At 36.5% G+C, this 12710-nt stretch carries 11 protein-coding genes; 7 read left to right on the top strand and 4 right to left on the bottom strand.

All coding sequences use genetic code 11. The features are described 5' to 3' along the window. Positions 1-170: 170 nt before the first annotated feature. Positions 171-1331: a 5-(carboxyamino)imidazole ribonucleotide synthase gene (locus H6F47_RS15590; RefSeq protein ID WP_190649909.1), complete on the bottom strand. Its 1161-nt coding sequence runs from the start codon at positions 1329-1331 to the stop codon at positions 171-173. Next, complete coding sequence (locus H6F47_RS15585; protein WP_096565202.1) at positions 1322-1813, bottom strand: pentapeptide repeat-containing protein; 492 nt, start codon at positions 1811-1813, stop codon at positions 1322-1324. Before H6F47_RS15585 ends, H6F47_RS15590 begins: the two co-directional genes overlap by 10 nt. 443 nt (positions 1814-2256) lie before the next feature. On the opposite strand from H6F47_RS15585, the gene H6F47_RS15580 reads away from it, so the two are divergent. Next, complete coding sequence (locus H6F47_RS15580) at positions 2257-2580, top strand: hypothetical protein (RefSeq protein WP_187039902.1); 324 nt, start codon at positions 2257-2259, stop codon at positions 2578-2580. A gap of 211 nt (positions 2581-2791) precedes the next feature. Next, entirely contained in the window at positions 2792-3211 is a 420-nt protein-coding gene (locus H6F47_RS15575) for a DUF29 family protein (protein ID WP_137667047.1), read from the top strand. Positions 3212-3432: 221 nt separating this feature from the next. Here H6F47_RS15575 and H6F47_RS15570 read toward each other — a convergent pair whose 3' ends face one another. Then, positions 3433-5340 (bottom strand): GTPase family protein, encoded by a 1908-nt coding sequence (locus H6F47_RS15570; protein ID WP_190649907.1) that lies wholly within the window; start codon positions 5338-5340, stop codon positions 3433-3435. Positions 5341-5561: 221 nt separating this feature from the next. On the opposite strand from H6F47_RS15570, the gene H6F47_RS15565 reads away from it, so the two are divergent. From H6F47_RS15565 to H6F47_RS15555, 3 genes are all read left to right on the top strand, one after another. Then, the gene (locus H6F47_RS15565; protein WP_190346398.1) at positions 5562-6890 is read left to right on the top strand and encodes an ATP-binding protein; all 1329 of its coding nucleotides are present in this window, start codon (positions 5562-5564) and stop codon (positions 6888-6890) included. Next, complete coding sequence (locus tag H6F47_RS15560; RefSeq protein ID WP_190346399.1) at positions 6875-7519, top strand: RloB family protein; 645 nt, start codon at positions 6875-6877, stop codon at positions 7517-7519. Before H6F47_RS15565 ends, H6F47_RS15560 begins: the two co-directional genes overlap by 16 nt. Before the next feature lie 485 nt (positions 7520-8004). Next, positions 8005-8877, top strand: coding sequence for an SDR family NAD(P)-dependent oxidoreductase (locus tag H6F47_RS15555; RefSeq protein WP_096565190.1), 873 nt, complete (start codon positions 8005-8007; stop codon positions 8875-8877). Positions 8878-9245: 368 nt separating this feature from the next. Here H6F47_RS15555 and H6F47_RS15550 read toward each other — a convergent pair whose 3' ends face one another. Next, complete coding sequence (locus H6F47_RS15550) at positions 9246-9824, bottom strand: hypothetical protein (protein ID WP_190649905.1); 579 nt, start codon at positions 9822-9824, stop codon at positions 9246-9248. 54 nt (positions 9825-9878) lie between these two features. On the opposite strand from H6F47_RS15550, the gene H6F47_RS15545 reads away from it, so the two are divergent. Together H6F47_RS15545 and H6F47_RS15540 are read left to right on the top strand one after the other, a co-directional pair. Continuing rightward, positions 9879-11384 (top strand): glycosyl hydrolase family 57, encoded by a 1506-nt coding sequence (locus H6F47_RS15545; protein ID WP_096565186.1) that lies wholly within the window; start codon positions 9879-9881, stop codon positions 11382-11384. Between the two features lie 215 nt (positions 11385-11599). Further along, positions 11600-12658 (top strand): permease, encoded by a 1059-nt coding sequence (locus tag H6F47_RS15540; protein ID WP_137667050.1) that lies wholly within the window; start codon positions 11600-11602, stop codon positions 12656-12658. Positions 12659-12710 lie beyond the last annotated feature (52 nt).

Genomic DNA, 12710 nt, shown 5'->3' with positions numbered 1-12710 from the left:
TGTATTATATATCAAGTAGTTGATTTTTTCCTAAAAATATATTGATTTTTGTCAATATAAGTATAGTTTTGTCTATGAAATTGTCAACTTAGGACTTGCTCTATTCCCAGTCCCCAGTCCCCAGCCATGCACTGAGCTTGTCGAAGTGTCCCCAGTCCCTAGTCACCAATTTAAACAGGATACCAAATAGATTCTATCTTCTGAATGATGGACTCTATAGCATCTCGGTTTTGCTGTTCTAATAATACTGTGATATGTCCAAGTTTACGACCGGGACGAGATTCGGTTTTACTGTACCAGTGCAGGTAAGCATGGGGAATATTTGCTAATTCTTGTCTTTGCTGTACATAATCGCTGTATGATTTTTCATACCCTAGCAGGTTAACCATCACAGCACCAGCACAATGTAAACTTGTATCATTCAAAGATAACCCAGCAACTGCTCTCAGGTGTTGTTCAAACTGGGAAGTTGTACAAGCATCTATGGAAAAATGACCAGAGTTATGAGTTCTGGGTGCAATTTCGTTAATGAGTATTTTACCATCAGCGGTGATAAATAACTCAATGCCAAACACGCCGACTACATCTAAACTATTTAATATTGTATGAGCGATCGCATTAACTTCTACTGCTTGTTCGGGAGTAATATCCGCTGGTGCGATAACTCGACGACAAACTTGTTGTTCTTGTTGGGTTTCCACCACTGGATACGTGACTATTTCCCCAGTCACAGAACGCGCTGCAATTATAGCTAATTCTTTGGTAAAAGGGACAAAAGCTTCTACTAAGAATTGTGTATTACTTGCATTCACTACTTTTGACAAAGTAGCCAAATCATGGATAATAAAAGTTCCCTGTCCATCATAACCATGTCGTCTGGCTTTGAGAACAACAGGAAACCCTAAATATTCTATTTTTGAAGCTATATTTGAAGCTATATTTTCAGAAATTTCTGATTTTTCGACAGCGAAAAAATGGGGAACTGGTAATTTTAAATCCTGAAAATAGCAACGTTGATGATATTTATCTAATAAAGGAGATAAAGCAGCTAACCTGGGACGGAAACAAACACCTTTCTTCTCTAACAAAGATAAAGCATCTAAGTTAACAAATTCATTTTCAAAGGTGATGACATCGCATTTTGTAGCTAAAATTTCCGTGGCTGCTGCATCATCAACTGCGGCAAAAATGGTATCCTTCGCAATAGATACAGCGGGATCATTTTTGCTAGGAGTTTGTACTATTAATTCTAATCCTAGTTTTTTGGAACTATCCCCCATCATCCAGGCCAGTTGTCCACCACCAATTATACCAATACGCTTTATCGACATCCTAACGACTCACGAGTTTTAACACCAGTTTGAGAATTGACACCACTAGCTTTTTGACATAGCTCTTTAATTTGCGCTCTATCTAAAATTGCATCACTAAAGTCTGCACCTTCGATGTTAACATCAGTAAAGACGGAACGCAGCAAAATAGCTTCTAACAAAACGGCATCACTTAAATCAGCCCCATTTAATTTTACTTCATTAACCATCGCATTGGTTAAATCTGCTCCATGTAAATTTGCTTGTGTCATCACGGAAGCACTCAAAACCGCTCCCCGCAAGTCAGCACCAGTAAAATTAGCCATTTCTAAGTTAGCGTTAGAAAACTCCGCAGCTTGTAAATTTTGTCCTGAAAAGTCATGTCTTCCCAACTCTGCATTACTAAATGATAGGGGATGAGTCCAGTCCACCGCTATGGCTGGAAATGCTACACACCAGATCATAACCGCTAAAAGCAATGGTAAACCTTTTCGCAAATACATCATTTCTTAACTTCTTAACTAATTGTAATGTTTCATGTGTTTCAGTTTACCTCATTATCTTGAGAAGGATATAGGTTTTGCTTAATATTTTTTAATGTGATTTTCTTGTCTTCTGGGAAAGAGTCTTTAAATTCTCTCGAAAGTTTGATAAATCAATTCTGCCTGAAGAAGTTAGCTAATACTCATCTTTTAATTTACTAATTTACATTTATTGATATTCATTAATTCAAGTAAAGTTTATTATCTTTTGTTGCCAACCATCTCTATTCCCTGCTAGTCTTTTGACTAAGAGCAGCAACATTAATTGCTGCACTCAAATTTTCGATTAATTTAACTATTATGGCATTAAGGTTAATTCTATAGCTATCTGTTAGCTGGTTAGGAATCTCTGTTCAATCTATATTCATTGACGACTCAAACTGAAAAATGGAATTTGTATGTTCATGATCAATCATTATTCTATCGAATGGATCGAAGCTTGGTGTATGGAAAACGGCTGGACAGATTTATTTATGGAACGTCGTGGTAATTATTGGGCGTTTCCTCCTGGGGGAGTCATGCCAGAACCAATTCCGGTTCATGTTTTAAGATTAATTAAAGAAGAAAATGGTTTAACAAATGATGAGTTATTTTGGTCAATAACGGCTGTAGTTATTACCATTTTATCTGTGATTTATACCTTTGTTTTTAAGTGTCCCATGCCTTTGGTTTTTGCTTTTGCTTTTAATGCAGTGACGGTGGCACAGCTTGAGCCGGAATATGATTAGATTATTAATTTTTTTTGCAAGTATTATTCTCGTTTCTTCTCGTTACCATACTCTGTATGGGAATGAATTTTAGAAGGCTCTGCCTTTTGTTAAATTAGAGTCAGAGACTCTAGGATGGCATTCCCAGTCTCTGACTGGGAACGAGATAACGAGATATAATAGAGCAGTTATTAATTTTATTAGCAATTTATTAGTAATGTCACAGTGATTTATGGAAGAATTATTAGAACTCAGAGAATTAGTTATTACAGGCAACTTAGAAGCTGCCCTAAATTTAATAGATGAATTAGAGGAAATGAGCAAAGAAGATAAAATTAATAAGATTTATAGTTATTGTGTCATTTTGTTAGTTCACTTAATTAAACAACATTCAGAAAAACGCACAACTAATTCCTGGGATGTTTCTATTCGTAATGCGACGGATGCAATTATTAGAGTTAACAAACGTCGCAAAGCTGGAGGTTATTATTTGCATAAAGAAGAACTAGAGGAGATTTTGTTACAAGCTTATGATCGAGCTTTAGATAATGCTGCTTTAGAAGCTTTTGGGGGAATTTATGATGGATTAACTTTACAAAAAATGATAGATCAAGAATTGATTATCAAGCAAGCTTTAGATTTTATATTTTAATTCTTTTCTCGTTTTCTCGTTACCATACTCTGTATGGGAATGAATTTTAGAAGGCTCTGCCTTTTGTTAAATTAGAGTCAGAGACTCTAGGATGGCATTCCCAGTCAGAGACTGGGAACGAGATAACGAGATAAAACTTAATTCTGACACCTGTACGGGCGAAGCATTCGGGCGACCAATTATCAATTTTATGAAAAGGCTATTTTCCGAATGCTTCGCCCCTACGACTCTTGACTCCTGATGTAATAATTAAATCTTTCTTGCATTTCTTCAATGGTTAAATTCTGAGTCCAATATTCTATTAAAGCATGACCAAATGCCCAAGCATTACTATCTGGTGTACCAGAATTTTCTAATAACAAAGGCCAAAGAGATAATAAATCAAAGTTGCGTGATTTTTCCCTATCTGTATTTAATAGGGGAAACAGTTCATAGGCGATTTGCAATTTACCAATAACTATCGGTAATTGTTCAACGGGTATTTTTTCTGCTAACAGATAAGCAAGGGTTGGTGAACCTGTTGATAAGGTAGAAATAAATTGCAAAACTGGACTTTTTAGCAGTGCGGTAAGTCCTTGGGTTGTTGCCATTTGAAAGGTGTAATTATCAATGATCTTCGCAGATTCGGTAATGCGGGTTTCTAAGTTGCGTAAAAAGCGGGTGAGGCGTAATTGTTTAGCAGGATCTATTTCTGATAATAATCCTAACGATAATTCGTCTATATTCCAAGCATTGCGCCCTGTTTTTACATCAATGGTAACAATTGGGAAAACCAAATTAGAGAATCTTCCTAACAGTTCATTTCTATATTCTGTCGCTTCTCTGATGGAAATCTCTTTTGGTTTATTTCCCGTTTGCCAATTATATGGAGGTTGCCATTCACGGATAGGACGTAATTTATCTACTTGGGTGACAATGGTAATGATGGGTACATCTGCGACTTCTTTTTTAATGTCTTGGAGAAAGTCTACATCCATTTGTAAAGCGGGATCAAGTGCCGGAGTTACTAATAATAATAAATCGGCTTTTGTGGCATAATCAATGACTACATCCCGCAAATCATCGCGTTTTACTTGTTCATAACCAGGAGTATCACAAAGATTGAGAATTTCTCCGGTTTCTGTTTGCCAATGATAGGTTTTAATTTCATCGGTGCTGGGTAAAACGTCAACTGCTGCTAGTTCACTTTGAAAAAGTGTATTGATTAAACTGCTTTTACCTGCACCATTTCTACCGACAATAAGAATGTTAACTGGCTTTTGTTCTACTTTTTCTGGTGGTTCTGCTTGGGTGAGAATATCGCGCAGGGTTTGGGTTTTAGGTTGGGGTAGGGTGGGGGTAGGTAATTCAATTTTAGTTCCTGCATAAAGGGATATTGCTTGTTTGCATAAGTTCCGCAAAGCTGCTTCTCTTAATACTTGATTTAGGTTAATTAATAATTCTTGAGAAGCGCGATTACCAATACCTTCACTGGCTTTTTTGGCTACCGCAGCCACAGGATTTAAAAACCATTGAGCGAAATTCCAAGCTTTTAAAAATTTGCGTGCAGATGGTTCTAATTTACGGTAAACTTCATAAGCTTGATAAGTTTGTCCGACGGTAACTTGATTAAGAACAGGGGATAATTTTTGCATCCATTTATCCATGTCATCCACAGTACCACGAATAAGTCCATAGACTTGGGGAATGTAAATGTTAAGCAGGGGATATTTAATTTCTGGGTTATAAATTTGAGCGATCGCAATTACTAAATTTTGACATCTTTGCCAGAAAGTTTGCAAATCTTCCCAAATTGGACGATCATTTTGAGCATCATTGAGGACTTTTTGCAATGCAATTTCTATTTGTTGGGTTTTGTCTGTTCCTGTGGATACATCTATATTATTATCGCTGCTAGATTCTAATTCTTTTCTGACTTCAGCAAAGACATTTTCAATTTGATTTACAACAGGTTTTGTCCATTTTACTAATAACCATCTCCAGCCTACAAATACAATGGTAAATATACCCCAAATCCAATTTATTCCCCAAGCGTGAATTTGCATTCCTGCGGATATGAGGAGGAAGGTAATAATAATTGCTATGGGTGAAACCAAGATAATCCATTGCCAGGGTTTTAAACGTACCATATTTTGATACCTGTGTTTGTCGTGTTTTGTATATTTCTATTTTGAAGCTAATACTTGTGTAATAGTTAGTTGTGTGTAACAAAGTGTAATTATTTGGTGGTAATAGTCCGCAGTAGGTGTAAGTTAAGATAACAAGTTGTGCTGAAAGTGGAGATTTTTTAGGAATTACGATAGGATTTATGTGAAGAAATCACAAAAAATTGCGTCTTGTGGCTTAAATTATGCTTTTAGATTTTACAGTAGAAAACTACCGTTCAATTAAAGAACCTGTTACCCTAAGTGCGATCGCTCAAAAACCCAGTCGTCGTAAAACCAGCGAAAGCAGCAAACGCAAAGGGATAAAATCAGATCATGAAATTGCACCTGGGTATTATGTGGAAGGTTGGGATATTGAAGTTTTACCTGTTCTGGCAATTTTTGGCGCTAACGCATCCGGTAAAAGTAATGTGATTCAAGCTTTGGATTATTTATTAATGATGATGTCTCCTGGTATACACGAGATAAAAGCTATGGGAGTACACAAATTGATTAAATATGCAAAACTAGATCCTTTTAAATTAGATAGTATATATGCTCAAAAATCTACAAAATTTGAATTAAGAACCTTATTTGATGATAATATTTATACTTATTCATTAGAAATTAATCAACATCGTGTAATTTCAGAAAAACTAGATTACTCATTGCATACAACTAAGCGAACTCGTCGTTTATTTTATCGTCAATGGGATGAGAACAGCAAAAAATTTATATGGAAAATAGGTAGTGATTTTTCTGGACCACATAATCAACTTCAAAGCAGTATTAAAGAAACAGAACTATTTATTAGTATATTAATACAATTGGAAATTAATATTGTAAAAAAACTATTTAACTGGATAAAAACGAGAAATCCTGGTGTAAATTTAGGTATTGAAAAATTAGATTTAACTACAATGAATTATGTAATACAGCAAATGAAGGCTTCTACGTCTAATATAGTCCTTAAAGAGTGCTTGAAGATTATACAACAGTTTGATACTGGACTTTCCAGAATTGAATTAAGAAAGAAATTTGAAGAAGATTTTGAATACAATATATATGCCGTACATACAACACATGAAGGCGATGAAATTGAGTGGCTTTTAGATGAAGAATCTTTGGGTACACAACGCCTTTTATACTGGGCATTCCAGATAGTAATAACTTTGAACAATGTTGGTAGATTAATAATTGTTGATGAATTAGGTACAAATATTCACCCAAACATTGTAAAATATATTATCAAGATGTTTCAAAATCCCAAAACAAATCCTAAAAATGCCCAACTAATTTTCACCAGTCATGATAATACATTACAAAGAAATAACTTACTCAGACGGGATCAAATATGGTTTACCCAAAAACGCCCAGATCATAGTACAGAATTATATCCTTTAACTGATTTCCATGTCAGAAATGACTTAGCAATAGATAAAGCTTATTTAGATGGACGCTTTGGAGCAGTTCCATTTTTACCATCGGATGAAACAATGATATTACAGGGTGATGAGGAATGTCCAGAAAGTTAGAACGTCGTCAACCAAGCAGAAAAATTACTCAAAAAATCCTCATCGCTTGTGAAGGAAGTAAAACAGAACCGATTTATTTTAATAGTATTCGCAATGATTTGCGTTCACCAACGTTAGAAATTATTGTATTACCTCCTCAAAAGAAAACAGACCCAGGTAATATCATTGAAAGACTAATTGAAGAAAGACAACAGATGAAAAATGAAAAAAGATGGACTACAAATGATACTGCTTGGGCTGTTTTTGATGGAGATGAACATATTGAAAGAAGCAAGGATAATTGGCAAAAAGCTATTAATAGAGCTAATAGTCAAAAAATTAATTTAGCAATTACAAATCCTTGTTTTGAGCTTTGGTATTTAATTCATTTTCAAGATCATTTATCACAAATAAATCGAGATAAATTACTAAACTTACTCAATAAACATATCCCAGAATATGATAAATCAATGTCTCTCTATCCCAAACCATTAAAACTATTAACGGAAACAGCTATTCAACGTGCTGAAAAAATAGCCAAGCAAATAGAACGCGAAGAATTATATAAATATTCCAATCCCTGTTGTAGCGAGTTACCTAAATTAATTAGTAGTTTATTAGGTTTAAAAGATAGCAGTAGTCAGTCCTAACTATAATATTATACACAAATAATCTTATATCATCCTCGGTTATCCGCATTTATCCGCGTTTAATTCACTTTAAAATCCTACTCCATCCAAATATCAAAGAATCAACACAGGGATCAGTCAGTATTAATAAAACCTTATCTCTCTAAAATACCGCATATATAATATAACCTTGTGAAGAATTGTTAAGAAATTCTTATTAAAAAATATTGCAATCCCTTGATTTAGTTGCTAGTGTGTGTAGTGGCAACATACTGGTAAAAGCTCGGATCTAAAGAGAGGTAAAACCGATGCGCTGTATCCACTCTGCCAATGAACTTCAGTTTTGAGAAAACCATCGTCAAAACGAGAAATTTCTACCTTGTCAGCAAAAGAGGGGTATTGCAGATGAGTAACAGAAAAATCTCGTGTGAATAGAATTACCATTCATCGTCTTACCCAGAGATAGGAAAAGAAAGGGAAGGCGGAAAATTTGGAGGTAAAAACCGATGAATATTCAAGGTAAAGTTGCTCTAATTACGGGGGCCTCTCGTGGCATTGGAAGAGCGATCGCATTAGAATTAGCCCAGCAAGGAGTAAAGCGGTTAATCTTGGTAGCACGCGATCGCCAAAAATTAGCCGAAGTCGCCCAAGAAATCGAGAAATTGGGAACCGAAACCACAATCATTCCTTTAGACTTAACCCAACCAGTCAGCGTGAATATTGCGATCGCCCAAATTTGGAAAAATCACGGACCGATACACCTGTTAGTTAACTGTGCCGGGATCGCATACCAAAACTCATTTCTGCAAACAAAACTTCCCCAAGTGCAAGAAGAACTTTCCGTCAACCTATTGGGAATGTACACCCTCACAAGTTTGATAGCGCGACGCATGGCCAGCCAAAAAGAGGGAACAATTGTTAACGTTTCCAGTCTCATGGGTAAAGTAGCAGCACCAACAATGGCCACCTATTCCGCCACCAAATTTGCCATTTTAGGATTTACCCAAGCGTTGAGACGGGAACTAGCAGAACACAACATCCGCGTTGTGGCCTTACTTCCCACCCTCACAGACACAGACATGGTGCGCGACTTAAAACTATTTCGCGGTGTTACCCCCATGACACCCCAACAAGTAGCCCAAACCCTGATCATCGGACTGCAAAAAGACAGATCAGAAATATTAGTTGGATGGCAATCTCATTTAGCAGTTTGGTGTCAAAACCTAGCCCCTTGGTTACTAGAAATAGTATTACAACTAACAGCACCAAACAAACAACCTCAAACCAACATCATCAAGAATTTCATCACAAAAATTCAACACTTTAGCAATTCGTTGTTTTCTAGAAATCGTCTAGCTTTTGGAACTGCCCGCAAGTAATTGTCAATAACTCCATCCCCCTTAATACCACCTCTCTGAAACACAACGCCTTAACTTTACAGCAGTTTTCATGTATTTAAACCACACTCTAAATTAATTTCTTTCTGACTTTGAGCCTTTGCTCCTTTGTGCCTTTGCGCGAAACCTGAATCAAGATGTGGTTCATTTACCTGAAAATAGCTGTAATTACTTAAAAAATTTCTACTTTGCGAACTTTGCGAACTTTGCGGTTTATTTCATAAATTAGTAATTTAGTAATTACGCAAAATTATGAAACAAAGAACCACAAAGGACACAAAGCACACAAAGGCAAGAGAGCTTCAGAAATAGAAAAAAGCCCCCCTTTTTCAGGGGGGTTGGGGGGATATTCAATTAATTTTCCTTTTCAGGTAAAACCGAAAATAGCCAAACCAATAAAATACATTAACCGCAACCAACAAACCCGCACCCCAATAAGTGTGAACACCAGGAAATAAATAAATTGTTGCCCCCAAAACCAACAAAATTTCTACAAAAGCAGCAATGCGCCCATAATGCTTAACATCCCAATAAGACACCGGACTAATAAAACGATAATTACTAAAAGGAAAAAAGTGACGATGTGCATCATTATTATGAACAGGAAAATCTAACAAAGAGTGCAACACTATACTAATAAAACCAACCTCAATTATTTGCCAATTTCCAAAATGGGCAATTAAAACACCCAGCAAAGCTAGAGGAATAGAATGAAACGTACTCACAATAAATTGCCAAAAAGGTTGATAATAAACCTCAGACCAAATCTGCCGTTCTGGTAAACGGTAAACAAACTTCATCAAAAAATAGAACACAAATATGGGAATATCAGGAAGGATTGCACCGATGATAATAGCTGGACTTGCCTGAGTGCGTAATTGTTGATGAAAAATCACCAGATTTATAATTGCATGGCTTGGGGTATTCATTGTTAAATATCAGTGCAAAATTGACAGTTATACCTGATTTTGGAAAAAACGAAAATGTTGAAATTACCATCTAATCTATCAAATTTACCCGAAATCATTGATAATTTACCAAATATATCAGGTTGGGAAAAAGAAGTTATATCTGTAGTCAACCATAATCAACCTGTATTTTTACCAACAACAAATATCAAATTAGCAGATGTAAAAGCGGTATTTGCGATCGCTCTCCATATGCACCAACCCACTATACCAGCAGGATATAATGGTTCACTGATCAGCAACCTACAATATATGTTTGAACACCAAAACGAAGGAGACAACCACAACGCAGGACCATTCGCTTATTGTTATAGTCGCATGGGAGAATTTATTCCTGAATTAGTCCATCAAGGTTGTAATCCCCGTGTCATGTTGGATTATTCTGGTAATCTATTATGGGGACTGCAACAAATGGGAAGAAGTGATATTTTAGAAAATCTCAAACGTATCACTTGCGATCCTACCTATCAGCCTTATGTAGAATGGTTGGGAACAATGTGGAGTCATGCAGTCATTCCTTCCACACCCATAGCTGATCTTAAACTACACATTATTGCTTGGCAACATCATTTTGCAGCAATTTTCGGATGGGAAGCACTAGCAAGAATTAAAGGATTTTCACCCCCAGAAATGCACCTCCCAAACCATCCAGATACCCTATTTGCATTTATCAAAGCCCTCAAAGAATGTGGTTATCGTTGGTTATTGGTGCAAGAACATACAGTAGAAACAATTAACGGTGAACCTTTGAATTATAAACATTTACCACATCAATTAATTGCCCGTAATTCCCAAGGAGAAACAATAAGTATTACCGCATTAATTAAAACCCAAGGTTCAGATACTAAATTAGTTGCCCAAATGCAGCCATACTATGAAGCGAAAACTTTAAATAAACAACAATTAGGAGATGTTTTAATACCGCCAATCGTTACTCAAATCGGTGATGGTGAAAACGGTGGTGTAATGATGAATGAATTTCCTGGCGGTTTTAAACAAGCTTGGTGGGATATGTTAGAAAATGGGGGAGGTAAAAGTGGCGTTGTCGGTGTTTGTGGTACAGAATATTTAGAATTACTAGAAGTTGCTGGTTGTCAACCAGAAGATTTTCCCCAATGTCAACCCATCGGACAACATCAAATTTGGCAGCGAATAGCTATAGATAATTATCAACCGGATGCTGTGGAAAATGCTATTCAAGCAATCAAGAAAACTAACCCTAATTTCCATGTTGACGGCGCATCATGGACGAATCATATTAGTTGGGTGCAAGGATACGAAAATGTGTTATCTCCCATGTATGAATTAAGTAATTTATTTCATCAAAAATTTGATCACCTGTTGTCAAATACATCAGATAAACCTGTAACTAGAGAAACCCACTACCGCCAAGTTTTATTACATAACCTCTTGTTACAAACAAGCTGTTTTCGTTATTGGGGACAAGGAGCGTGGACAGATTATGCAAAGGAAATTTACCAACGTGGTCAAAATTTACTTGAATATCCCCCTAATAAGTAATCAGACAAAATTAAATTCACTCGTTTTATGGTGATCTGAGGTAGCAGTGTAAAATGTAAAGTTAGGTTATCGTTTAAAAAGCTGACTGCTAAAGACAGATGGCTAAATACTGACAACGTTGCATTTGATCCCCGATTGATCCCCGTTTCTTCCTGATTTAGATAAAATGACTAGGCATAACTCCAAAATTCCCAACCGCTGTTGACTGCGACATGATGATCAATCAACTGAACAATGGTTTCACCCTATTTCTGAGTCTGCTAGTCGAGGCCATGCCTTTTTTGCTGCTAGGGGTGTTATTTTCCAGTTTGCTGTTATTTTTTATTGATGAGCGCAAATTGGTAAATATAATGCCCACAAATCCCCTGCTGGGAGCTTTGTTTGGCAGTATGATCGGCTTTTTATTTCCAGTGTGTGAGTGCGGTAACGTGCCAGTGGCACGGCGATTATTAATGCAAGGAGTACCCACACCAGTAGCCATAGGCTTTTTACTAGCAGCACCGACAATTAACCCAATTGTGATTTGGGCAACTTGGACAGCATTTAGAGATCAACCAGAAATAGTAGTGTTAAGAGTCGTATTGTCCTTAGCGATCGCTACAATTATCGGTTTTGTTTTCAGCTTCCAAAAAGATTTAAGTCCTTTCTTGCAACCGGCGATCGCACGTTATCTGAAATTTAATCCCCCCACTCAAGCCGAACCTAAAACCAAGAGAAAACGTTATCAGTTACAAGAAGAACCATCGGTTAGTCCCCTGTTACAATCAGGAACTTATATTCTTGGTGGCAAAGCAGGTATATCTACAAAGCTGGGTGGAAATTTAAACCAGGCAAATATCACAACTTCTACCCCAAATAAACTTTTTGCAGATAAACTCCGTCTAGTATTGGATAATATAGTTCAAGAATTACGGGAATTAGGCGGAGTGATGGTAGTAGGAAGTGCAATAGCAGCCGCAATTCAAGTATTAGCCCCCCGTGAACTCATCCTCAGTCTAGGTGCAGGTCCAATTACCTCAATTCTTGCTATGTTGGTACTAGCCGCAGTAGTATCAATTTGTTCCACAGTCGATTCTTTCTTCGCCCTATCTTTCGCCTCAACCTTTACCACTGGTTCTTTGTTAGCTTTTCTAGTATTTGGACCAATGATTGATATCAAAGGTGTCGGATTGATGTTATCAATTTTCAAACCTAAAGCTCTATTTTATCTATTTGCTTTATCCGGACAATTAACACTTTTATTTACCTTAATTTTGAATTTGCACGTCATGTAAGCCAGTCATGTAATTTTTGTAAATTCTCCGTTATCTATGACAAATTACAACT

Source organism: Sphaerospermopsis sp. FACHB-1094 (assembly GCF_014696195.1).
In the GTDB taxonomy this organism is placed as follows: domain Bacteria; phylum Cyanobacteriota; class Cyanobacteriia; order Cyanobacteriales; family Nostocaceae; genus Sphaerospermopsis; species Sphaerospermopsis kisseleviana.
This window is presented reverse-complemented; position numbering and strand designations above follow the sequence as displayed.

Bases quoted from the DNA above. Each gene is read 5' to 3' on its own strand.
- H6F47_RS15590 (WP_190649909.1), bottom strand. From the start codon at position 1,331: ATGTCGATAAAGCGTATTGGTATAATTGGTGGTGGACAACTGGCCTGG.
- H6F47_RS15585 (WP_096565202.1), bottom strand. From the start codon at position 1,813: ATGTATTTGCGAAAAGGTTTACCATTGCTTTTAGCGGTTATGATCTGG.
- H6F47_RS15580 (WP_187039902.1), top strand. From the start codon at position 2,257: ATGATCAATCATTATTCTATCGAATGGATCGAAGCTTGGTGTATGGAA.
- H6F47_RS15575 (WP_137667047.1), top strand. From the start codon at position 2,792: ATGGAAGAATTATTAGAACTCAGAGAATTAGTTATTACAGGCAACTTA.
- H6F47_RS15570 (WP_190649907.1), bottom strand. From the start codon at position 5,340: ATGGTACGTTTAAAACCCTGGCAATGGATTATCTTGGTTTCACCCATA.
- H6F47_RS15565 (WP_190346398.1), top strand. From the start codon at position 5,562: ATGCTTTTAGATTTTACAGTAGAAAACTACCGTTCAATTAAAGAACCT.
- H6F47_RS15560 (WP_190346399.1), top strand. From the start codon at position 6,875: ATGTCCAGAAAGTTAGAACGTCGTCAACCAAGCAGAAAAATTACTCAA.
- H6F47_RS15555 (WP_096565190.1), top strand. From the start codon at position 8,005: ATGAATATTCAAGGTAAAGTTGCTCTAATTACGGGGGCCTCTCGTGGC.
- H6F47_RS15550 (WP_190649905.1), bottom strand. From the start codon at position 9,824: ATGAATACCCCAAGCCATGCAATTATAAATCTGGTGATTTTTCATCAA.
- H6F47_RS15545 (WP_096565186.1), top strand. From the start codon at position 9,879: ATGTTGAAATTACCATCTAATCTATCAAATTTACCCGAAATCATTGAT.
- H6F47_RS15540 (WP_137667050.1), top strand. From the start codon at position 11,600: ATGATCAATCAACTGAACAATGGTTTCACCCTATTTCTGAGTCTGCTA.